The organism is Herbaspirillum sp. NPDC101397, from assembly GCF_044767325.1.
Taxonomy (GTDB): domain Bacteria; phylum Pseudomonadota; class Gammaproteobacteria; order Burkholderiales; family Burkholderiaceae_D; genus Herbaspirillum.
Genome location: NZ_JBIWNS010000002.1, coordinates 12,297 through 33,328 on the forward strand (window position 1 = coordinate 12,297; position 21,032 = coordinate 33,328).

The window sequence follows — 21,032 nt, forward strand, 5'->3', positions numbered from 1 at the left end:
CCGCCATGCCCTCCGACGACACCAGACAGGATAAAACCCTCAAACCCGACATCAAGCGCAAGGCGCTGGGTGAGTTCATCAAATCGCAGCGCGAACAGATCTCGCCGACGCTGGCCGGACTCGGTCATCTGGCGCGCGGCACGCGCCGCCGGACACCGGGACTAAGGCGCGAAGAAGTGGCGCAGCTGTGCGGCATCAGCGTGACGTGGTACACCTGGATAGAACAAGGCCGCACCGATTCGATTTCTCCGCAAGCGCTGGCGCGCATCGCCGACGCGCTGCACCTGCCGCGCGCCAAACGCACCTATCTGTTTGAACTGGCGGAAAAGAAGGATCCGGTACATCAGGACGATCACACCGAAAGCATCGCGCCGGAAATCCTCGAGGTCGTGCGCAGCATCCGGCAGCCGGCCTATGTGCTGGACCGCTACTGGAATGCGCTGGCCTGCAACGCGCCCGCGCGCAAGCTGTTCACGGGCTGGCTCACCGCCGGCAGCGAATACGACAATCTGCTGTTTTTCACGTTCTGCACCACGGCCTCGCAAGAGTTGATCACCGACTGGGAACAGCGCGCACGCCGCCTGGTCGCGGAGTTTCGCGCCGATTGCGGGCAATACCTGGACGATCCGCAGATCAAGACGATGGTGGAAGAATTATCGGCGCGCAGCGCGCTGTTCAAGCGCGCCTGGGGCCTGCAGGATGTGGTCGAACGCGAAGGCGGCAAGCGCCTGTTCCGCCATCCCGTACAAGGCGAGCTGACTTACCAGCAGGTGAATTTCCGCGTGGCGAACCGGCCGGATCTGAAGCTGATCACCCTGATGCCGGTCTGAACGGATTACTTGCGCACCACGAAAGCGACGCCAATCACGGCCACCACCATGCCGATGATGCCGACCACGCTGAAGACTTCGCCGAACATCAGCCAGGCCATCACTGCAGTGGTCGGCGGCGTCAGGTACAGCAGGCTGGTGACGGCCGTGGCCGCACTGCGCCGGATCAGCGCGAACAGCAGGAAGATGGCGCCGATCGACAGCGCCAGGATGGACCACAGCAAGGCGCCGATGAACTGCGGCGTCCATGCGACCGCGTGCAAACTCAGGTCGAAGTCTTCCACGAAAATCGCAAACGGCAGCACCACCAGCAACGAAGCGACGAACTGCACGATGGTGCCGGTGCGCAGGTCGAAGTGCGGGCAGAAACGCTTCTGATACAGCGTGCCGATGGTGATCGTCACCAGCGCCATGACGCACAGGGAAATCGCTTCCCATGACAGGCCGATCAGTGAAATCTTGTTGGCCACGACCAGCCCGACGCCGCACAAACCCAAGCCCAGTCCCAGCCATTGGCGTCCCTTGACGCGCTCGCCGACGAAGGGTGCCGCGAAGGCCGTGAGTACTGGTTGCATGCCGACGATCAACGCGGTCAACCCGGCCGGCATGCCCATCTTGATCGCGCTCCACACGCCCGCGAGATAACCGGCATGCAACAGAACGCCGGCGACGGAGATGTGTGCAACCTGCAGCCCTTGCGGCCATGGCGCGCGCAAGATCAGCACCAGCGGCACGAGGAAGATCAGCACGCCGACGAAGCGCAGGATCAAAAAGGTCAGCGGCGGCGCATACGGCAGGCCAAACTTGGCGACGATGAAGCCGGTGCTCCAGATCAGCACAAAGGACAGCGGAACGAGATTGAGCAACAGGGGATTCCAGGAACGTTTGTCCTGGGCTGCGCCGGCGGCGATGCGAGTCATAGTTATCCAAAACACACTGCGGGAAGTCTGCGCCGGAGTGCGGTGAACGTTTTGGCTCCGGAGCTCAGTTCCAGTCGGCAGCGTATCGACTGGCAAGCGTTATTGTTTGTACGTGGACGGCGACGGTGTCTTCGATGTTTTTTCCGTAACCGCCCGCCATCGTAACCGCGATCGGAATTCTTTGCTGACGGCCCAGTTCGAACACCAGCGTGTCGCGCGCCGCCATGCCGGCCATGCTCAGTTTCATGCGCCCGAGGCGGTCGCCTTCGTGCGGATCGGCGCCGGCCAGGTAGATGATGAGTTGCGGATCGAAGCGTGCCATCAGCTGCGCCAACGCCGCCTCCAGTGCCGCCAGGTAGGCGGCGTCGCCGACGCCGTCGGGCAAGCCGACATCGAGATCGCTGCGTTCTTTCTCGAATGGGTAGTTGTGCTCGCCATGCAGCGATAAGGTAAACACCGAATCGTCCGTCGCCAGAATCGATGCAGTACCGTTGCCCTGATGGACGTCGAGGTCGACGATCGCCACGCGTGCGGCGCGACGTTCAGCCTGCATCAGGCGGGCGGCGACGGCGGCGTCATTGAACACGCAAAAGCCGGCGCCGCGATCGGCATAGGCGTGATGCGTGCCGCCGGCCAGGTTGACCGCCACGCCCTGCTCCATGGCGCTGCGACAGGCGGCGATGGTGGCGCCGGCGGATCGGCGCGAACGCTCGACCATTTCCGGCGACCACGGGAAACCGATGTCCTTTTGCACCTGCTCCGGCAACGCGCCGCGCGAGACCAGATCGACATAGCGCGGATGATGCGCCAAGGCCAGCACGCCATCAGTGGCGGCCTGGGCTTCGTGGAATTCCAGATCCGCCACTGCACGCGCGGCTCCCTCGCGGATGAGGCGATACTTGATCATCGGGAAACGATGTCCGGCCGGCAGCGGCAGGACGAAGTGGTCGCTGTAATAGGCTCTCAACAATAGGCTCTCAACAATAGGCTTTCAAAAACAGACTTTCAATAGGCTTTCGTTAGCCTGATACAGACGTGATACTGGCGAAATACTGGCCAGAAAAAACCGACTCGGAAGTATGTTTGACGCCTGCGGAAAATAGACCACAATCTTTTTCAAAATCGTCGGCAAACCTATTGACATGCCGGTGTTTTCACCTAAAATCCGAATTGTGCACCGCACAAAAGAGTGTCCAACAATAGCGTGCATTTTCCCCTGCCCCATTCCATTCAATCTTGATATCGGACCAAAGGACTACGCAAAATGACGACTCTCACCGAACAATTCTCCGCCGCAACCAAAGCAAACTTCGAAGCGCAAATCGCACTGTTTAGCCAGTTCGCTAACAAGACCTTCGAGGGCGTCGAAAAGCTGGTCGACCTGAACCTGAAAGCCACCAAGTCTTCCCTGGAAGAATCCCGCGAAGCAACACAAAAATTGCTGACGGCGAAAGACGCGCAGGAATTCTTCTCGCTGTCGACCGCGCAAGCCCAGCCTACCGTTGAAAAGAGCCTGGCATACGGCCGCCATCTGGCCGGCATCGTGTCGACCACGCAGGCAGAACTGACCAAGACTGCCGAAGCGCAACTGGCTGAAGTCAATCGCAAGGTGATTTCGCTGATCGACGAGGCTTCCAAGAACGCCCCAGCCGGTTCGGAGAACGCAATTACTTTCGTCAAGACAACCATCGGCAACTTCAATGCCGGCTACGAACAGTTCACCAAGAGCGCCAAGCAAGCAAGTGAAGCGCTGGAAGCAAATGTCTCAAGCGCCGTTGATCAGCTGTCGCAAGCAACCGTAAAAGCAACAGCCCGTGGCAGCAAGAAATAATTTCAACGAATAATTCGAGCTTCAACAACACCCGGGCAGACAATATTCGTTATGATGACTGTTCTGCCCGGTTTGCTTTACAGGTTTGTTGACACAGTTGTAACGCTGCAAGATTTTCTGCAGGTGGTTGCAAGTAGTGCTTGTGCAATACCCGTTATTCAGCAATGAGGCGTATCCCCGTTCTACCCGTAGCGCCTCAGAGCAATCTTTGTCTCCTCGGTATCTGATTTCCTCCTAAGATACCGTTTCTGATGCCTCGGTGAGCCGGGGCATTTTTTTGCCCACGGCATTCACTTCCGCTCAGATCAGCCTGCTTGCTGGTAATCAGCCTTCAACTGGCGCAGGCCTTCTTCCATCTTGCGGAAAGCATCTTCCACTTGCGATGGATCGCCTTTGACACCGAGGTCAATGTGGCGACGGGTCTTGTCGTCGCCCACGTGCGGCAGGCTGAATACTTTCACCAGCGCAAACTCTGCCTCGATGGCTTCCATCAGCGGCGTCAGCGTCGACTCCGGCATCTCGAACACCAGCACCGATTTTTCCGCGCGTGCGACTTGATGGAACAGATGCGCATAGTGCGTATCGAGCACCCATTCGAACATCGGCCACGCCATCACCGGGAAACCCGGGGCGAAATAATGCGCGCCCTCGCCGCTGACGTTCGGCACAAAGAAGCCGGGAATCTTGTTGAACGGATTGGGGATAATCGAGGAACCAACCGGAAACTCACCCATCTTCAGGCGATGCAGGTTTTCCGGTGCGTCGAACACCGGCGTGATGCCGGCTTCGCGCGCGGTATCGGCGATACGCTCCTGGATTTTCACCTTGGCGTCCGGGTGCAGCGCGAGGGCCACGCCCCGTGCCGCCGCCGCGCACTGGCGCGTGTGATCGTCGGGTGTGGCGCCGATGCCGCCGGTGCAAAACACGATGTCTTCGCTGGCGAAGGTGCGCCTGAGCGTGTTGGTGATGCGTTCGGGATCGTCGCCCACATACTCCACCCAGGCCAGTTGCAGGCCACGTGCGGTGAGCAATTCAAGTACTTTGGGAAAATGTTTGTCGACGCGTTTTCCGGAAAGGATTTCGTCGCCGATGATGATGAGTCCGATAGCCATAAATATCCGTTCGCTTCTGCAGGTGGTAACCCGGAATTATGCCCTGATCCGGATAATCCGGCTGCGCCCGGCTCAGTTGCCGGCGGAAGAAGCGGCAACCGTGTCGGCGTTAGTTGCAGCGCGCAGGCGGCTCAACGCTTCCAGGCAATAATATTGGAACCACAGTCCCGTGAACACGAACACCAGCACGTACAGCCAGATCGCACCGGCCGCGAGGATGGGAAAAAAAATCACCGACAGGGCGCCGCCCAGCCACAGCAGGGTCGGCGCGGCGCCCATGGTGCCGGCGATGGCGCCGACCAGCAGCAGCGGCCAGCGATGCGCATGCAGGATGGCGCGGCGCTCTTCCGGCGTGGCGTAGTCAGCCAGCGTGTCATAGGCCATCACGCGATACGTCAGCCAGCCCCACAGCAGCGGATGGATCACGAACGCCAGCGGCGGGAAAATCGACAGAGGCAAGGTCACGATCCAACCGAACACGAACACCGCAAAGCACCACAGCGAGGTCCACAGGCTGCCCGCCACCGAACCGCCGTGGCGCTGCTCGAGATGTGAATAATGACGACCGCCGACGTGGCGTGCGATGGCCGGCACCGCCCACAAGCCGACGAACACCAGCGCCGTCAGGATCATCAGCGGCAGCAAGGCCCACATGGCGATCAGCGGCACGATGACGGTCTTGAGCGCGCCCATGTTGAACCAGCTGAGAATGGAGCCGGCCACGCCAAAGCCGTTGTGGCCGACGAAGTAATCCTGCAGCCAGTCGATCATCGGTTGCAGGCCGAGCCACAGCGCCACGCCCCAGAGCACAATCGACATCACGAACGGCAGCACTGTCAGCAGCAGCATGCGGATATGCAGCTGCGACAGCAGCGCGCGTCCGAAGGAGACGGTCATCAGGCGCATCAGCGCGCCGCCTTGCGGGAAAATTCGACGATGCGCTTCAGGCCCAGCCATTGCTGCGCCCAGAAGCCGCGACCGTAGTTGCGCCCCTTGCCGGCCGGTGGCGGCAGCTGGTCGCGCACGCCGGTCATGGCGAAGCCGGAACCGACGTGGCGGGTGCGGAACAGCACATCCCAGATCGGGAACAGCACCGCGAAGTTATGACCACCCAGCGAATTCTTGCCGCGGCTCTCATGACCGATGCCGATCGCGTGATGCAGGCGATGGAAGCGCGGCGACACCAGCAGCCACTCCCCAATGCGGCCGAAATGGATGCGCACATTGGCATGCTGCAGACTTTGCAACATGCGCGACGCCGACACCAGCAGGATGTATTGACCCGGCTGTACGCCGATAGCCAGCGCCACGATGCCCATCAGGACGTCGCGCACCAGGTCGTCGAGCAGGTGGTTGCGGTCGTCGCTCCACAGGTTCATGTTTTCCTGGCTGTGATGCAGGCTGTGCAAGGCCCACAGCCAGCGCACGCCATGTTGTGCGCGGTGATACCAGTAGTCGCAGAAATCCAGCACGATCAGGTAAAGCAGGAAGCTCACCAGCGCCTGATCGGTGACGCCCGGCCAGACGTCGTCGAGGTTGAAGGTGCCCCAGCCTTCCCAGTGCAGGAATTCGCTGAGAGTAGACATGAGCGGGTCAAGCAGGAAAAACACCAGGATCGAGAACGCGCCGAGACGATGCAAGGCGGTATAGATGAAATCGTTCCAGCGCGCGCGCCGGTCGGTGAACGCATGCACGGGAATCCAGGCCTCCAGCGGGCGCAGGATGATGAACAGCACCGCCAGCTCGCACACGCCGACCAGGAACCATTCGGTGCCGGTGAACGCCTCTTCGACGAATTCTCCGAGGCCGAGATTGAACACCATCGGCTGGACGACGGTTTCAAACAACCATCCCTGGACGGTGGCGAACAAATCGGAAAATGCCTGAATCATGTGCATCATGAGGATTGCCTGGGTAAATGCTGTAATTACTGAAGACGCTGCGCTGGTGCGTGCTTATTTGATAACGGCGGTCTGCTGCCTGTCGAGCGCAGCCCGGTAAGCCGGATGTTCGCGCAAGGTGGCGAAGCAGAAACCCTTCCGCTCCAAGCCGGAAATCAACGGCTCCAGCACGGCCGGCGCCCATGGATCCTTGCGCGACCAGATGCCAAGATGGGCCATGACGATGTCGCCATCTTTCAGTTTGCGCAAAGCTCGTTGCAGCAACATGGCATTGGGCCATTTTTCGCTCGGCAACTCGTCGCCCGAGAAACCGGCTTCGGCCCACGCCACATGAGAATAACCGCAAGCGCGCCCTGCCGCCAGCAGCTGCGGCGTCAGCTTGCCGCCGGGCGCGCGCCACAGATGGTCGAGCGTGGCGCCGGTCAGTTCCTTGAAACGATCCGCCACGCGCTGCAGCTCGCTGCAATACTGGGCGGCGCTCCAGACCTGCTTCTGGCCGGCGTGCGCGCCAAATTGTGGTTTGACTTCGATGCGGCCGTCGGGCAGATCACGCTGGACGTAGACATGGTCGAAGGTGTGCGTGCCGAAAGCATGGCCTTCGGCGACACGCGCTTTCCAGTATGGTGCCCAGGCCGGATCGAGCGTGTAATCGCCGTTGACGGTTTTTTCGTTGGCGAGGAAGAAGGTCGCCTTGATGTGATGCTTGTTGAGCGTTTTGGCGATGAACTCGGCCTGCGACTGGCTGCCGGTATCAAAACTGAGGTAGATCGTGCCCTTGCAGGATGCGGCATTGTCGGTCGCCGCCTGCACCGGCCAGATCGAGACCACTGCGGCCACCGCAGCGCCCATGGCAGCGAACCTGCCAAGGCGAAGCGAACCTGCTTGCAGCGCCCTCTGCATCAGAGGTCGGCAGCCCGATTGATGAAGTAGATGCCGTGCGGCGAACGGCCGACCGGGATGATTTTCGTGATCTTCTTGCTGGCAAGATCAATTACGGCGACCTTCTTGACCCAGCGCAACGTAACCCACATGGTCTTGCCGTCGTCAGTCACTTCCATGCAATCCGGGCCGCCGGGCACGGAAATGACGCCGACGCTTTCCAGCGTTTGCAGGTCGATGATGTTGATGGTATTGGAGACGCGATTCGAGACATAGACATAGCGCTTGTCGCCGTGGGCGCGGAAGTTGTGCGCGCCTTCGCCGGTGCGGATGGTCTTGACGGTCTTCTGCGTGCGCCAGTCGATCACCTGCACGTAATCCTTGCCCATGATGCCGACCAGCAAATACTTGTTGTCCGGTGTCATGAAGATACCGGCAGGCAACTTGCCGACCGGCATGGTCCATTTGACCTGCTGGGTTGCCAGATCGATCGCGCTGATCTCGTTGCTGCCCTGCTGGGTGATGAACGCGGTGGTGCTCGCTGCGTCAAAAGCGATGTGGCTCGGCGTCTTGGCCAGACGCACGCGCTTGGCCAGGTCGAGGTTATGGCCGTCGTAGCGGTACACGTCGACGCGGTCCAGGCGCAAGCCGTTGGCGATGAACCATTTCTGGTCCGGGGAGAAGCCGATCTGGTACGGATCGATGATGCCGCGCAGCTGGCGTTGTACTTCGCCTGTCTTGGGATCAAGGAAAATCAGCTGGTTGCCGGTGGCGCTGGCAACGATAAGCGACTTGTTGTCGGGCGTCGCCATCAGGTGATGCGGTTCCTTGCCGACCGAGAAAGTGTTGATTTCCTTGTAAGTCGACTGATCCAGCAACGTCACCGTGGCGTCGCCGGAATTGAGGACCACCACCACGTTCGCAGATGCCGGCGCAGTGATGACAGCGGTCAGCGCGCACAGCGCCAGAAGAGAGAGCCGGGAAAACCGGGCAAAACTATGCAGCATGAAGAACTTTACTTTAAAAATTGCGATCTTACCGTGCATGAAATCCGTAACAAATCCGTAAAAAAGCACGCCCCACGGTACCTAACGCTTGTGATGCCGATTTGGCTGACACGAGTGGCGTTGATCCCGGTGTTTTGCGGTGTTTTGGTTTACACTGCCACCAACCCCGTTCAGCAACGCAGCATGTACATGCGCAGAACGCAGGGAGGACGGGCCTTTCAGCGCCCTTTTCTCCCGGACGCGCGGCTAAAAACACAGCACAAACAAACTCTTTGAAAGGAACAAAATGTCTACTATCGCTACCTCCTCTGGACTGCAATACGAAGAAATCCAGGTTGGCGCCGGCGACGAAGCCAAGGCAGGAAACCATGTCAGCGTGCATTACACCGGCTGGTTGCAAAATCCGGATGGCACCGCCGGCAGCAAATTCGACTCGAGTAAAGACCGCAACGATCCATTTGCGTTCCCTTTGGGCGCAGGTCATGTGATCAAGGGCTGGGATGAAGGCGTCCAGGGCATGAAGGTCGGCGGTGTCCGCAAGCTGATCATTCCTGCTGCGCTGGGCTATGGCGCACGCGGCGCCGGCGGCGTGATTCCGCCGAACGCGACACTGATTTTCGAAGTCGAACTGCTCGCGGTCTAAGCGGTTTAACGCCGTCCCAAGGCCATTCAGGAGGAAACATGAGTTTGCAGGAACAATTTGAACAGACCGTCGCCGAGTCCAAGAACCTCTCGGAACGCCCCGACAACATGACCCTGCTGAAGATGTACGGCCTGTACAAGCAAGGCAGCAGCGGCGATGTGCAAGGCGATCGTCCTGGCATGACCGACTTTGTCGGTCGCGCCAAATGGGACGCCTGGGAAGCCCTCAAAGGCTTGCAGCAAGAGGAAGCGCAGCAGCAGTATATTGACCTGATCGCCGATCTGAAGGGCTGATCTATTCCTTGAAAACAGCGTCCGGAAAATAAAAAACCCGCCTCGGCGGGTTTTTTATTGCCTTCATGACAATGCCGGATGAATGCCAGATGATTACGGCTTCGGCTGGACATCACGATTCAGCAGGTTCGGCGGCGTCTGCCCCGACAGCGCGGCGATCAGGTTATCGGCCGCGCAGTTTGCCATCGCCAGTCGCGTCGGCGTCGAGGCGCTGGCGATGTGCGGCGTCAGCACGACGTTCGACAAACCGAGGAAATCCGGATTGAAGGCAGGTTCGTTCTCGAACACATCGAGGCCCGCAGCAGCAATCTTCCTGTCGCGCAAGGCGGCGATCAGCGCCGCGTCGTCGACAATCCCGCCGCGCGCCAGATTGATCAGCGTGGCCTGCGGTTTCATCAGGGCCAGATCGGCGGCCTTGATGGTGTGATGCGATTCTTTCGAATACGGCAACACCAGGATGACGTGATCGGCGGTACGCAGCAGTTCTTCCTTGCCGACATACTTTGCATTGTTGGCGCGCGCTTCCAGTTCCGGTGAAAGTTGCGAACGGTTGTGATAAATCACATTCATGTCGAAACCCAGCGAACGCCGTGCGATGGCCTGGCCGATGCGGCCCATGCCGATGATGCCCAGCGTCGAACCATGCACGTCCGATCCGGTGAAACTGTCGTAGCTCCACTTTTTCCAGTGCCCGGCGCGCAGCCAGTGTTCCGACTCGGTGACGCGGCGCGCGGTCGCCATCAACAGCGCCCAGCCGAAGTCGGCGGTGGTTTCGTTGAGAACATCAGGCGTGTTGGTGGCTTGCACGCCGGCCTTGGTGGCGGCGGCGACGTCGATATTGTTGTAGCCGACCGCCATGTTGCACACCGCCTTCAATTGCGGATTAGCCGCGAACAAGGCGGCGCTGACCGGTTCGCTCGGCGTCGAGAACAAGCCGGCCTTGCCCTGTACCTTGGCAATCAGTTCATCGGCCCCGAAAATGCGGTCTTCCTGATTGGACTCGACGTCGAAATGCTGCGCCAGGCGCTCCAGCACTTCAGGGAAAACGGCGCGTGCAACGAAGATCTTTGGTTTCATGCTTGTCTCTTTATCGTTAAACAAAAAACAGGAAGGTCATGATGACGAACAGCGGCACCAGGATGGCGAACGACCAGGCCATATAACCGAAGAAGGACGGCATCTTGATGCCGCGCTCTTCGGCGATGGCCTTGACCATCATGTTGGGCGCATTGCCGATGTAGCTGTTGGCGCCCATGAACACGGCGCCGGCCGAAATCGCCGCCAGCGTCGAACTCAACTTGGTCATCAGCGTATGCGCGTCACCCGACGCGGTGTTGAAGAACACCAGATAAGTCGGCGCGTTATCGAGGAATGACGACAGCAGCCCCGTGATCCAGAAATACATCGCGTCGACAGGCTGGCCGTCCGGGCCGGTGACGGCACGCACGACGGCGCCGAACGCACCCGCTTCGCCTGCCCGCAGCATGGCGATCACGGGAATGATGGTGATGAAGATACCCGCAAACAACTTGGCCACTTCGAGGATCGGCCCCCACGAAAAATCGTTGCCGGCACGTGCAGATTTCGGTGTACTCCACAGCGAAATCACGATGATCGCGACCAGCGCGAGGTCGCGCAGCAGGTTCTGCAATTCGACCGGCGTGCCCATGACATCGAATGCCACGCCTGACTTCCAGAAGCCGCTCATGAGCACCAGCGCGATCACCGCCAGCAGCAGCACGAAATTGAATTTCCCTTCGAAGCTGATGCCCGAGTCGGGCGTCGGATCGCGCGCCGGCGGCAAGGCTTCTTCCTTGTTCTTGTAGTAGTGGCTATCGAGCAGATAGAAAATCACCAGCAGCGACACGCAGACGAACAAGGTCTCGGGGAAGATGTTCTGCATGGTCCAGAAAAAATCCACGCCCTTGAGGAAACCGAGGAACAGCGGCGGATCGCCCAGCGGCGTCAGCGAGCCGCCCGCATTGGCAACCAGGAAGATGAAGAACACCACAATGTGCACCGCATGCTTGCGGTTGTCGTTGGCGCGGATCAGCGGGCGAATCAGCAGCATCGACGCGCCGGTGGTGCCCATGATGCTGGCCAGCACGGTGCCCAGCGCCAGCAGGCCGGTATTGAGCGCCGGCGTGCCGTGCAGGTTGCCGCGCACGCAGATGCCGCCGGCCACCACGAACAAGGCGGTCAGCAAGGCGATGAAGGGGATGTACTCGGCCAACAGCGCATGGACGGTACCGGCGGCGGCCGTATGCACGCCGAACGTCGCCGCAAACGGCAGCAGGAATGCCGCGCCCCAGGCCAATGCGATCTTGCCGAAATGATGGTGCCAAAAATGTTCGAAGAGCAAAGGCCCGAGCGCAATCGAGAGCAACAAACCAATGAATGGAATACCCCACAACGCAGACAATGCGCCGCCGTCAAGATCGGCTGCATGAGCCAGTTGAGGAAGCATCAAAGCAAGGCCGAGACCGGCCGATGTCGTGAGGAGTTTTGTGCGCAATGTGAGACCTTGTGAAGAGGAAAAACCGTAACAAACGAGGCCACACTATACCAGCAAGACCGGCCATGGCGGCCGGAATCCGAATGCATTAAAACATTTCAACCAAGGCTTTGGGGCAGAATCTGAACCGGCGAAAATTCTCTCGCCGCGGTCATGCCGCGAGGGCTTACTTGATCTCGAATACCTGCCGCAGATACTTCACGTAGGCTTCATCGTCGCACATGTTCTTGGCCGGCGTATCGGACAGTTTCGCCACCGGCTGCCCGTTGCAGCGCACCATCTTCATGACCACCTGCAGCGGCGTGTAGCCGAGATCGTTGGTCAGGTTGGTGCCGACGCCGAAGGCCACTTTTGCGCGATCCTTGAAGCGCAAATACAGCGACACCACCTTGTCGAAATCGAGGCCATCGGAAAACACCAGCACCTTGCTCTTGGAGTCGACGCGGTTGTTGTCGTAGTGTTTCAGCAGGCGCTCGCCCCATTCGAACGGATCGCCGGAATCATGGCGTGCGCCGTCGAACAGCTTGCAGAAATACATGTCGAAATCGCGCAGGAAGGCGTCCATGCCGTACACGTCCGACAAGGCAATGCCGAGGTCGCCGCGGTATTCGCGCGCCCACATTTCAAAGCCGTAAATCTGCGAATCGCGCAGGCGTGGACCGAGCGCCTGGCAGGCTTGCAGGTATTCATGCGCCATCGTACCCAGCGGCGTAAGGTCGTGCTGCATGGCGAACTGGACGTTGGAGGTGCCGGCAAAATGACTGCCCATGTGGTCCTTCATCGCCAGGATCACTTCGGCGTGCCAGCTGCGCGAGAAGCGGCGGCGTGTGCCGTAGTCGGCGATCTTGCAACCGTCCAGCGCCGGGTTGTCGGTCAGCAGCGCGATCTTGTCGCGCAGGCGCGCACGGCCGGTCTCGTAGTCGGGAGCGCGCTGAGTGGCGCGAAAATACACTTCATTGACGATCGCCAGTACCGGCACTTCAAACAGGATGGTGTGCAGCCACGGACCTTTGACCTGAATCTCGATCTCGCCGTTGTCAGCCGGCGACGGCGTGACGCTGATGTACTTTTCGTTGAGATGGAACAGATCGAGGAAGTCGACGAAATCGCTCTTGATGAAACGAAAGCTACGCAGGTAGGCCAGTTCCGATTCGCGGAAGCGCAAACGGCACAGCGCGGCGATTTCCGCCTTGATCTCATCGATATACGGCGTCAGGTCGACATCGTCGTTGCGGCATTTGAAACGGTACTCGACCTGCGCTCCCGGGAAATGATGCAGCACCACCTGCATCATGGTGAACTTGTAGAGGTCGGTGTCGAGCAAGGAAGAAATAATCATGGCGCCTGACGAGTCAAAAATGATCGTGTGCTGGAGAGGACAAGGGGCACTATCTTACCTTGGATAGGGAAGATCGTGCCCCGCCTGCGTGGAGGGTTAATCAGTCAGCCGATCAGCCGGCCGGATCGATCATGCGCCGCGCAAGGATTGCGGCATGATCAGCGCATCGCCGAAGCCGGCCTGCGTCCCTTGATGTAATTGTCGTCCGGCATGTAGCGCGCGCCGTCGAGGTAATGCCATTCGGTCATGTTGCTGCGCCCATCCTTGCACACCAGCGTCGCGACGAACGCCCCCATGCTCGACTGCTGGTCGTGGGCGCGGAAGGTGATCGGCCCGACCGGCGTCTCCACGCTCAGGCCGCGCATGGCCGTCACCAGTTTTTCGGAATCGACCGATCCGGCCTTCTTGATGCCGGCGGCGATCGACATCACGGTGCTGTAGCCGAACACCGCCTGCAACAACGGACGATCGTTGAAACGCTTCAGGTAGGCCTCGCGGAAGCGCTGATGCTCGGGCGTGGCGAGTTGCTCCGACGGATAACCCAGCACCACCCAGTTTTTGGTGCCTTCATATTGCGCCAGCACATCGCCCAGCGCCGGGCCGGCCGACATTGAAAACACCGTGCTGGCGGCGAACAAACCCTGACGGCTGCCCTCTTCCGCGAATTGCTGCAGGTCGCTGCCGAAGGCGGCGTTGAAGATCGCATCAGGGCGCGCCTGGCGCAAGGCCTTGACGACCACCTCGGCGCGCATCTTGCCCAGCGCCGGCCATTGCTCGGCGACGAATTCAATGTCCGGACGGCGCTCTTTCAGCAGCAGCTTGAAGTTGGCGACAGCGCTTTGTCCATATTCGTAATTGGGCGCGACGATGGCCCAGCGCCGTCCCGGCACCTTGGCGGCCGCTTCCGCCAGCATGGCGGCCTGGGTATAAGTCGACGGCCGCAGGCGGAAAGTGTAGCGATTGCCCTTGTCGAGCGTGATGGCGTCCGACAAGGCATCGCCGACGACAAACAGCTTCTTTTCGGATGCAGCTGTCCTGGCGACTGCCAGCGCCACGTTCGACAGCATCGAGCCGGTCAGCACATCGACGCGATCGGTCTTGATCAGCGCCTCGGCGTGCCGTACGGCCTCATCGGGGCTGCCGCTGTCGTCGCGCGAAATCAGTTCGAGGTTGCGTCCCAGCAGGCCTCCGGCGGCGTTGATTTCGACCACGGCCAGGTCGGCGCCGTTGCGATAGGCCTGGCTCGACTGCGCCACGCCGGTATGACTGTTGATTTCGCCGATGCGGATGTTCTCGGCCCGGGCGGCAACCGCCAGCGCCAAACCCAGCCCCAGCGCCGCCGTCAGCCCGGTCAGCGCGCGTGTCACGAAACCCGTCTTTGCTTGTTCGTCGTTCACTTTTGATCTTGTCCTTGGACGAATGAATATTTCATATTTACTTATACGTAATTTGTATAAGCCTCATTTGTGAGAAAAGTTGAATTGCCTTAAAATACAAGGCTTTCCAGCCGGTTGTATAGGGATTGTCGCGCGACCAGAAGATTTGCCTCAGATCTGCCTGCAAATTGCGAAGCAATCAGGGAACAATCAGGAATTCCGGCTGCAATCGAAATTTGCCTCGATTGAACCGCGCCATATTGCCACTAATTCCGGCTGAGTTTGCCCAGGTTTTAAAGAAATTTTACAGATAGGACTGTTATGACCCACGTTGTGACCGACTCCTGCATCCGCTGCCGTTACACGGACTGCGTCGATGTATGCCCGGTTGATTGCTTCCGCGAAGGCCCGAATTTCCTCGCCATCGATCCCGACGAGTGCATCGATTGCGCCGTTTGCGTAGCCGAGTGCCCGGTCAATGCGATCTATGCGGAAGAAGACGTACCGGCCGATCAGCAGGAATTCATCAAGCTCAATGAACAACTGGCGCGTTTCTGGCCTTCAATCACCAAAACCAAGGCGCCGCTGGCCGAAGCCGAGGAATGGAAAGACGCCAAGAACAAACTGGAGTTCCTGCAGCGCTGAGCCTGACAGCGCCGCAACGGAGCGGCGCCGGCAACCGGCCGGCACGCTCCTTCAACAGACAGCCTTCACTTCTAGCCATACAGCCAAGATCGGGAATGCACGCGCAAGCCGCTACGCAAACCTGCCTTGGCCGATAGCCAATTGAGTCTGGAAACACCCTCAACTGAAACGGAAATTGGATTTTTTTATGGACAACTTCAAGATTGCCGCGGCTGACGCCGGCAAGACAACGCCGATCGAAACCGATGCCGTCATCGTCGGCGCCGGCCCGGTCGGCCTGTTCCAGGTATTCGAACTCGGCCTGCTGGAAATCAAGGCGCACGTCATCGACTCGCTCGCCAATGTCGGCGGCCAATGTGTCGAACTGTATCCGGACAAACCGATCTATGACATTCCCGCCGTGCCTGTCTGCACCGGCCAGGAACTGACCGACAACCTGCTGAAGCAGATCGAGCCCTTCGATCCGACCTTCCATCTGGGCCAGGAAGTCACCGTCGTGCAAAAGCGCGAAGACGGCCGTTTCGACCTCGAAACCTCGGCAGGCACCAAGTTCATCACCAAGACCATTTTCATCGCCGCCGGCGTCGGTTCGTTCCAGCCGCGCACGCTGAAGGTCGACGGCATCGAAGCCTTCGACGGCTCGCAACTGTTCTACCGCGTCAAGAATCCGGCCCAGTTCGAAGGCAAGAACATCGTCATCTGCGGTGGCGGTGACTCCGCGCTGGACTGGGCGCTGAACTTCGTCGGCAAGGCCGAATCCGTAGTGCTGCTGCACCGTCGCGAAGAATTCCGGGCGGCGCCGGCATCGGTGGCCAAGATGAAGGAACTGTGCGAACAGTACGAAATGCAACTCATCGTCGGCCAGGCCACCGGTTTTGAAGCCAAGGACGGCAAGTTGTCCGAAATCAAGGTCACGGGCGCCGACGGCGTCACCCGCCGCTTGCCGCTGGACATGTTGCTGGTGTTCTTCGGTTTGTCGCCAAAACTGGGCCCGATTGCCGAATGGGGCCTGGACATCGAGCGCAAGCAGTTGAAAGTGGTCGACACCGAAAAGTTCGAAACCAATGTGCCGGGCATCTTCGCGGTCGGCGACATCAACACCTATCCGGGCAAGAAGAAGCTGATTCTGTCGGGCTTCCACGAAGCCGCGCTGGCCGCTTTCGGCGCTGCACCGTACATCTTCCCGGACAAGAAGATCCACATGCAGTACACGACGACATCGCCGAAACTGCACAAGATTCTCGGCGTGGAAACTCCGGTCTTCGATTAAATCCGATCACCCGTGCTTCACAAAAAAAGCCTCTTCCATTCGGACAGAGGCTTTTTCTTTGTGCATTGGCGTGCATATTGATTCAAAATCAACATTCTGATGCCGATAATGTCGCTATAAATCGTTGAATAAAAAGGCATAATTTGTTCCACAACCTGAAAATTCTTTGTCGACATTTAGTGTTTTTATCATGCCCCGGCGCACCACGGTGAACACCGAACCGTGTTAAAATATTGCATTGCAACATAGCAAGAAAATAGAGCTATAACAGAGCAATACTTGTAGTCTCGACAGCACACAATGCCGTTATGGACTAACCAGCCAGCTTCATGCGTACTATGTGTAAAGGTCAGCCATGCTTTATCAAATTCACGAATTAAACCGTGCCTTTCTCACCCCCCTGATGCAATGGGCGGAGACCTCGGCAAAACTGTTTTCCGATCCTGTTTCCCCGCTGGCCCACACGCCATTCGCACAACGTATCGCCGCCGGTTACGAACTGCTCTACCGCCTCGGCAAAGACTACGAAAAACCAGAATTCCAGATCGAATCGACCGAAATCAATGGCAAGACCATCGGGATCGTCGAGAAAACTGCTGAAACCAAGCCCTTCTGTCGCCTGATTCATTTCAGCAAGGACCTGGACAGCAAGCAGTACGCCGCGCTCAAGCAGCCCACCGTGCTGCTGGTTGCACCGCTGTCCGGTCACCATTCCACGCTGCTGCGCGACACCGTGCGCGGCCTGCTGCCGAATCACGACGTGTTCGTCACCGACTGGACTGATGCACGCATGGTGCCGCTCGATAAGGGCGCGTTCCATCTGCATGACTACGTTTATTACATCCAGGACTTCATCCGCACCCTGGGTCCGGACGTGCACGTGATCTCCGTGTGCCAGCCGACCGTACCGGTGCTGGCCGCGATCGCCCTGATGGCGAGCGCCAACGATCCCAAGCTGCCCAAGAGCATGACCATGATGGGCGGTCCGATCGACGCGCGCAAATCGCCGACCGCGGTCAACGACCTGGCCACCGAAAAGCCGTTCAGCTGGTTTGAAAACACCGTGATCTACAGCGTGCCGGCCAACTTCCCCGGCTTCGGCCGCAAGGTCTACCCGGGCTTCCTGCAGCACGCCGGTTTCGTCGCCATGAACCCGCGCCGCCATGCGCAGAGCCACTGGGATTTCTACATGCACCTGCGCGACGGCGACGACGAGTCGGCCGAAAGCCATCGCAAGTTCTACGATGAATACAACGCGGTGCTCGACATGCCGGCCGAGTTCTACCTGGAAACCATCAAGATCGTATTCCAGGACTTCGACCTGCCGCAAGGTACGTGGAAGATTGACGGCAAGCTGGTGCGTCCGCAGGATATCAAGTCGGTGGCGCTCTTTACCATCGAAGGCGAACTGGACGACATCTCCGGCTCCGGCCAGACCCAGGCGGCGCAAGACCTGTGCTCGTCGATTCCGAAGTCGCGCAAGCAGCACTTCACCGCGCCCAAGTGCGGCCACTACGGCATCTTCTCGGGCCGCCGCTGGCGCGAAGTGATCTGTCCTAAAATCGGCGAATTCATCAAGGCGAATTCCTGATCGGTCTGCAGTCCAAGATCCGCAAGCCTTTGCCCGTAACAAGGCAAAGGCTTTTTTATTGCCTGCACGCAGCGATTCCCTCACGGCGCCGGTTTCCGGGATAATACGGCTTCCCGTCCGTCCAGCCATTTTTTACCAGCCATCCAACGTGTCTTCCTCCGCTGTCCTCACACTCGCCGACCAGATCGAAAACCTGCTGCCGCAAACCCAATGTGGCAAGTGCGGCTATCCCGCCTGCCGGCCGTATGCGGAAGCGATCGCCGACGACAGCGCAGGCTACAACCAATGCCCGCCGGGCGGCGCCGAGGGCGTGGCGCGCCTGGCGCAACTGCTGTCCCGCCCGCTGCTGCCGCTCAACCCGGTCAACGGACTGGAGCGTCCGCGCACGCGCGCCGTCATCGACGAAGCCGCCTGCATCGGCTGCACGCTGTGCATCCAGGCCTGCCCGGTCGACGCCATCGTCGGCGCCGCCAAACAGATGCACACCGTGCTGCCCGATTTGTGCACCGGCTGCGATCTGTGCGTGGCGCCCTGCCCGGTCGACTGCATCGCCATGGTTGAAGTCACGCCGGGCCTGACGGGCTGGCAGGCATGGTCGCAGGAACAGGCCGATGCCGCCCGCGCGCGGCATGACTTCCGCAGCTTCCGCCTGCGTCGCGAGAAGCAGGAAAACGACGACCGCCTGGCCGCCAAAGCCGCCGCCAAGTTGAAGGAGGTGGAAGCCGCCGATGCGCTGACGCCAGCTGAGAAAGCCGAGCAGGACCGCAAGAAAGCCATCATCCAGGCCGCCATCGAACGCGCGCGCCTGAAAAAAGAACAAGCCGCCGCCAATGATCAACCAACAGCCAAGCCCGTCCGCCAGCCATGAACAGCGAAAAGCGCCGTGAAATATTCAGCCGTCTGCGGCAAGCCAATCCGACTCCGACCACCGAGCTGGAATACACCACGCCGTTCGAACTGCTGATCGCCGTGCTGCTTTCAGCGCAGGCCACCGACGTCTCGGTCAACAAGGCCACGCGCAAGCTGTACCCGGTCGCCAATACACCGGCCAAGATCTACAAACTGGGCGTGGACGAGCTGATTCCCTATATCCAGACCATCGGCCTGTTCCGCACCAAGGCCAAGAACGTCATCGAAACCTGCCGCATCCTGCTGGAACAGCACGGCGGCGAGGTGCCGCAGACGCGTGAAGAACTGGAAGCCCTGCCGGGCGTGGGGCGCAAGACTGCCAATGTGGTGATGAATACGGCCTTCGGTCATCCGACTATCGCTGTGGACACGCACATTTTCCGCGTGTCCAATCGCACCGGCATTGCGCCGGGCAAGGACGTCGATGAGGTCGAACGCAAGCTGATGAAATTCGTCGCTCCGGAATTCCTGCAGGACGCCCACCACTGGCTGATCCTGCACGGCCGCTACACCTGCATCGCGCGCAAACCGCAATGCTGGAACTGTCTCATCGCCGATCTATGCGAGTTCAAGAAAAAGACGCCTCTGCCCGAAAAAGGCGTGTAGCCGCCCGGGTCAGTTGGCGCTGCCGCTGATGACCTTCCTGACCACCCAACTTTGGTTTTCCACCTCGTAAATGGTGAAGGTGGGATTGTTGAGGTCGCCGTCCTGGTTGAACGAGATCGTGCCCGTCATGCCGTTGAAGCGGATTTCATGCAGCGCCTCGGCGACCTTCTTGGGATCCGTTGAATTGGCCTGCCGCATCGCTGCGATCAGCACTTGCGTGGCGTCATAGGCGAACGGTGCAAAGAGCTCGATGTTGCTGTCGAATTTCTGCATGTAATTCTTTTCAAAATTCTTCCAGCCCGGCATCTTGCCCATCGGCAGCCCCGGCTCCAGCACCACGCTGCCGTTGCCGTCGGCGCCCGCCGCGCGCAGGAACGGCAAACCCACGGTGCCGCTGGAACCGATGAAGCGGACCTCGGGATTGCGCCGCTTCAGGCTGCGCGCCAGCGTCGAGGCCTGCAGCTCGAGGCCGCCGAACATCACCGCGTCGGGACGCAGCCTGGCGGCGTCGGTCAGCACTGCATTGAAATCCGAGGTCTTGTCGCTGACGCTGTGGGAGCCGACGATCTGCGCGCCCTGCTCCTTGGCCGAGCGGATGAATTGTTCGACGAAACCACGCCCGAACGCCGTGCCGTCATCCACCACCAGAAAGCGCTTGGCCTGGAGCGTGCGGACCGCATAGTCGGCGGTGTGGCTGCCGGCGCTGCCGTTGTTGCCGATGGTGCGGAAGGCGGCGCGATTGCCTTGCTGAGTGTATAGGGTGCTCATGCTGGCCGGCGAGATCTGGATCACGCCGCCGGCATTGTAGATCGGCGCGGCAGCCAGGCTGGCGGCGCTGTTCCAATGGCCGATGACGCCCACCACGCCGCTGCGCACCAGATAGCGGGCGATCAATTCGGCGGTGCGCGGATTGCTGCGGTCGTCCTGGATCAGCAATTTCAATTGGACCGGCCGGCCCTGGATTTGCAGGCCGCGCTTGTTGGCCTCATCGACCGCCAGTTGCGCGGCGTTGGCCATGCTTTTGCCGACGGCGGACGACGTGCCGCTCAACGGACCTGCATAGCCGATCAGCACGGTGCGGCTGTCGTCGTCTTCCGGGCTGGTCTTGGTGACAGCGGTGGCCGAGGCGATTGAGGCGTACGAGGAAATGGAAAACAACGAGAGCAACAGCAGCGACGACGACAATAGCGCCGGCAACAGGAACGCGAGCTGCACCCTGCAGAGCCTGAGTTTCATGAATGGTGTCCCCTCATTTCGCGAGATGTGACGATGTTTTTGCTCGTCTTGTAGGGACATATTACCGCAGGACAATTTCGTGCGTATGACTGGTTTTTCCTGCGCCGGCCGAGTTGGCCGACACGGCGT

General features: G+C 59.8%; 21 protein-coding genes. 9 read left to right on the forward strand and 12 right to left on the reverse strand.

Features of this window, described 5'->3' with window-relative positions:
* The first annotated feature begins 5 nt into the window (after positions 1-5).
* Positions 6-830, forward strand: coding sequence for a helix-turn-helix transcriptional regulator (locus ACIROW_RS04800; RefSeq protein WP_402272524.1), 825 nt, complete (start codon positions 6-8; stop codon positions 828-830).
* A 5-nt stretch (positions 831-835) separates the two neighbouring features.
* On the opposite strand, the gene ACIROW_RS04805 is transcribed toward ACIROW_RS04800, so the two are convergent.
* The gene (locus ACIROW_RS04805; RefSeq protein WP_402272527.1) at positions 836-1,750 is read right to left on the reverse strand and encodes a DMT family transporter; all 915 of its coding nucleotides are present in this window, start codon (positions 1,748-1,750) and stop codon (positions 836-838) included.
* A gap of 64 nt (positions 1,751-1,814) precedes the next feature.
* Positions 1,815-2,717 (reverse strand): histone deacetylase, encoded by a 903-nt coding sequence (locus ACIROW_RS04810; RefSeq protein ID WP_402272529.1) that lies wholly within the window; start codon positions 2,715-2,717, stop codon positions 1,815-1,817.
* Between the two features lie 297 nt (positions 2,718-3,014).
* Here ACIROW_RS04810 and ACIROW_RS04815 point away from each other — a divergent pair, with 297 nt between their 5' ends.
* The gene (locus tag ACIROW_RS04815; RefSeq protein WP_402272531.1) at positions 3,015-3,581 is read left to right on the forward strand and encodes a phasin family protein; all 567 of its coding nucleotides are present in this window, start codon (positions 3,015-3,017) and stop codon (positions 3,579-3,581) included.
* 305 nt (positions 3,582-3,886) lie between these two features.
* On the opposite strand, the gene ACIROW_RS04820 is transcribed toward ACIROW_RS04815, so the two are convergent.
* The 5 genes from ACIROW_RS04820 to ACIROW_RS04840 all read right to left on the reverse strand — a co-directional run bounded on the left by ACIROW_RS04820 (position 3,887) and on the right by ACIROW_RS04840 (position 8,480).
* Positions 3,887-4,693 (reverse strand): competence/damage-inducible protein A, encoded by an 807-nt coding sequence (locus ACIROW_RS04820; RefSeq protein WP_402272533.1) that lies wholly within the window; start codon positions 4,691-4,693, stop codon positions 3,887-3,889.
* 72 nt (positions 4,694-4,765) lie between these two features.
* Positions 4,766-5,599, reverse strand: a complete 834-nt coding sequence (locus tag ACIROW_RS04825) for an EI24 domain-containing protein (RefSeq protein ID WP_402273796.1) — start codon at positions 5,597-5,599, stop codon at positions 4,766-4,768.
* Positions 5,599-6,585, reverse strand: a complete 987-nt coding sequence (locus tag ACIROW_RS04830) for a sterol desaturase family protein (RefSeq protein ID WP_402273798.1) — start codon at positions 6,583-6,585, stop codon at positions 5,599-5,601. The genes ACIROW_RS04825 and ACIROW_RS04830 overlap by 1 nt, the downstream gene beginning before the upstream one ends.
* 63 nt (positions 6,586-6,648) lie before the next feature.
* A complete protein-coding gene (locus ACIROW_RS04835; RefSeq protein ID WP_402272535.1) occupies positions 6,649-7,443 on the reverse strand; it encodes a polysaccharide deacetylase family protein in 795 nt (264 codons plus the stop codon).
* Between the two features lie 50 nt (positions 7,444-7,493).
* Positions 7,494-8,480 carry a cytochrome D1 domain-containing protein gene (locus tag ACIROW_RS04840; protein ID WP_402272538.1) on the reverse strand — a complete coding sequence of 329 codons (987 nt, stop codon included), beginning with the start codon at positions 8,478-8,480 and terminating at the stop codon, positions 7,494-7,496.
* Positions 8,481-8,766: 286 nt separating this feature from the next.
* On the opposite strand from ACIROW_RS04840, the gene ACIROW_RS04845 reads away from it, so the two are divergent.
* Together ACIROW_RS04845 and ACIROW_RS04850 are read left to right on the forward strand one after the other, a co-directional pair.
* The gene (locus tag ACIROW_RS04845) at positions 8,767-9,123 is read left to right on the forward strand and encodes an FKBP-type peptidyl-prolyl cis-trans isomerase (RefSeq protein WP_116433276.1); all 357 of its coding nucleotides are present in this window, start codon (positions 8,767-8,769) and stop codon (positions 9,121-9,123) included.
* A 38-nt stretch (positions 9,124-9,161) separates the two neighbouring features.
* Positions 9,162-9,416, forward strand: a complete 255-nt coding sequence (locus tag ACIROW_RS04850; RefSeq protein WP_402272540.1) for an acyl-CoA-binding protein — start codon at positions 9,162-9,164, stop codon at positions 9,414-9,416.
* A 93-nt stretch (positions 9,417-9,509) separates the two neighbouring features.
* On the opposite strand, the gene ACIROW_RS04855 is transcribed toward ACIROW_RS04850, so the two are convergent.
* The 4 genes from ACIROW_RS04855 to ACIROW_RS04870 all read right to left on the reverse strand — a co-directional run bounded on the left by ACIROW_RS04855 (position 9,510) and on the right by ACIROW_RS04870 (position 14,667).
* Positions 9,510-10,493, reverse strand: a complete 984-nt coding sequence (locus ACIROW_RS04855) for a 2-hydroxyacid dehydrogenase (protein ID WP_402272543.1) — start codon at positions 10,491-10,493, stop codon at positions 9,510-9,512.
* 16 nt (positions 10,494-10,509) lie between these two features.
* Positions 10,510-11,883: a sodium:proton antiporter gene (locus ACIROW_RS04860; RefSeq protein WP_402272546.1), complete on the reverse strand. Its 1,374-nt coding sequence runs from the start codon at positions 11,881-11,883 to the stop codon at positions 10,510-10,512.
* Between the two features lie 214 nt (positions 11,884-12,097).
* Positions 12,098-13,270 carry a nicotinate phosphoribosyltransferase gene (pncB, locus tag ACIROW_RS04865; protein WP_402272548.1) on the reverse strand — a complete coding sequence of 391 codons (1,173 nt, stop codon included), beginning with the start codon at positions 13,268-13,270 and terminating at the stop codon, positions 12,098-12,100.
* Positions 13,271-13,428: 158 nt separating this feature from the next.
* Positions 13,429-14,667 carry an ABC transporter substrate-binding protein gene (locus ACIROW_RS04870; protein WP_402272551.1) on the reverse strand — a complete coding sequence of 413 codons (1,239 nt, stop codon included), beginning with the start codon at positions 14,665-14,667 and terminating at the stop codon, positions 13,429-13,431.
* Positions 14,668-14,967: 300 nt separating this feature from the next.
* On the opposite strand from ACIROW_RS04870, the gene fdxA reads away from it, so the two are divergent.
* The 5 genes from fdxA to nth all read left to right on the forward strand — a co-directional run bounded on the left by fdxA (position 14,968) and on the right by nth (position 19,667).
* A complete protein-coding gene (fdxA, locus tag ACIROW_RS04875; protein ID WP_053198552.1) occupies positions 14,968-15,291 on the forward strand; it encodes a ferredoxin FdxA in 324 nt (107 codons plus the stop codon).
* A 187-nt stretch (positions 15,292-15,478) separates the two neighbouring features.
* Positions 15,479-16,561, forward strand: coding sequence for an NAD(P)/FAD-dependent oxidoreductase (locus ACIROW_RS04880; RefSeq protein WP_402272553.1), 1,083 nt, complete (start codon positions 15,479-15,481; stop codon positions 16,559-16,561).
* Positions 16,562-16,916: 355 nt separating this feature from the next.
* Positions 16,917-18,152: a polyhydroxyalkanoate depolymerase gene (locus ACIROW_RS04885; RefSeq protein WP_402272556.1), complete on the forward strand. Its 1,236-nt coding sequence runs from the start codon at positions 16,917-16,919 to the stop codon at positions 18,150-18,152.
* 148 nt (positions 18,153-18,300) lie between these two features.
* Positions 18,301-19,020, forward strand: coding sequence for an electron transport complex subunit RsxB (rsxB, locus tag ACIROW_RS04890; protein ID WP_402272558.1), 720 nt, complete (start codon positions 18,301-18,303; stop codon positions 19,018-19,020).
* Complete coding sequence (gene nth / locus ACIROW_RS04895) at positions 19,017-19,667, forward strand: endonuclease III (protein ID WP_402272561.1); 651 nt, start codon at positions 19,017-19,019, stop codon at positions 19,665-19,667. The genes rsxB and nth overlap by 4 nt, the downstream gene beginning before the upstream one ends.
* A gap of 9 nt (positions 19,668-19,676) precedes the next feature.
* Here nth and ACIROW_RS04900 read toward each other — a convergent pair whose 3' ends face one another.
* Positions 19,677-20,903, reverse strand: a complete 1,227-nt coding sequence (locus tag ACIROW_RS04900; RefSeq protein WP_402272563.1) for a branched-chain amino acid ABC transporter substrate-binding protein — start codon at positions 20,901-20,903, stop codon at positions 19,677-19,679.
* Positions 20,904-21,032 lie beyond the last annotated feature (129 nt).

What these genes read in the sequence shown, in the direction of transcription:
- nth (WP_402272561.1), top strand. Translation starts at nt 19,017, where the DNA reads ATGAACAGCGAAAAGCGCCGTGAAATATTCAGCCGTCTGCGGCAAGCC.
- ACIROW_RS04885 (WP_402272556.1), top strand. Translation starts at nt 16,917, where the DNA reads ATGCTTTATCAAATTCACGAATTAAACCGTGCCTTTCTCACCCCCCTG.
- ACIROW_RS04860 (WP_402272546.1), bottom strand. Translation starts at nt 11,883, where the DNA reads ATGCTTCCTCAACTGGCTCATGCAGCCGATCTTGACGGCGGCGCATTG.
- ACIROW_RS04830 (WP_402273798.1), bottom strand. Translation starts at nt 6,585, where the DNA reads ATGATTCAGGCATTTTCCGATTTGTTCGCCACCGTCCAGGGATGGTTG.
- ACIROW_RS04805 (WP_402272527.1), bottom strand. Translation starts at nt 1,750, where the DNA reads ATGACTCGCATCGCCGCCGGCGCAGCCCAGGACAAACGTTCCTGGAAT.
- ACIROW_RS04840 (WP_402272538.1), bottom strand. Translation starts at nt 8,480, where the DNA reads ATGCTGCATAGTTTTGCCCGGTTTTCCCGGCTCTCTCTTCTGGCGCTG.
- ACIROW_RS04835 (WP_402272535.1), bottom strand. Translation starts at nt 7,443, where the DNA reads ATGGGCGCTGCGGTGGCCGCAGTGGTCTCGATCTGGCCGGTGCAGGCG.
- ACIROW_RS04850 (WP_402272540.1), top strand. Translation starts at nt 9,162, where the DNA reads ATGAGTTTGCAGGAACAATTTGAACAGACCGTCGCCGAGTCCAAGAAC.
- ACIROW_RS04880 (WP_402272553.1), top strand. Translation starts at nt 15,479, where the DNA reads ATGGACAACTTCAAGATTGCCGCGGCTGACGCCGGCAAGACAACGCCG.
- ACIROW_RS04825 (WP_402273796.1), bottom strand. Translation starts at nt 5,599, where the DNA reads ATGCGCCTGATGACCGTCTCCTTCGGACGCGCGCTGCTGTCGCAGCTG.
- ACIROW_RS04855 (WP_402272543.1), bottom strand. Translation starts at nt 10,493, where the DNA reads ATGAAACCAAAGATCTTCGTTGCACGCGCCGTTTTCCCTGAAGTGCTG.
- ACIROW_RS04845 (WP_116433276.1), top strand. Translation starts at nt 8,767, where the DNA reads ATGTCTACTATCGCTACCTCCTCTGGACTGCAATACGAAGAAATCCAG.
- ACIROW_RS04800 (WP_402272524.1), top strand. Translation starts at nt 6, where the DNA reads ATGCCCTCCGACGACACCAGACAGGATAAAACCCTCAAACCCGACATC.
- ACIROW_RS04820 (WP_402272533.1), bottom strand. Translation starts at nt 4,693, where the DNA reads ATGGCTATCGGACTCATCATCATCGGCGACGAAATCCTTTCCGGAAAA.
- pncB (WP_402272548.1), bottom strand. Translation starts at nt 13,270, where the DNA reads ATGATTATTTCTTCCTTGCTCGACACCGACCTCTACAAGTTCACCATG.
- ACIROW_RS04900 (WP_402272563.1), bottom strand. Translation starts at nt 20,903, where the DNA reads ATGAAACTCAGGCTCTGCAGGGTGCAGCTCGCGTTCCTGTTGCCGGCG.
- fdxA (WP_053198552.1), top strand. Translation starts at nt 14,968, where the DNA reads ATGACCCACGTTGTGACCGACTCCTGCATCCGCTGCCGTTACACGGAC.
- ACIROW_RS04815 (WP_402272531.1), top strand. Translation starts at nt 3,015, where the DNA reads ATGACGACTCTCACCGAACAATTCTCCGCCGCAACCAAAGCAAACTTC.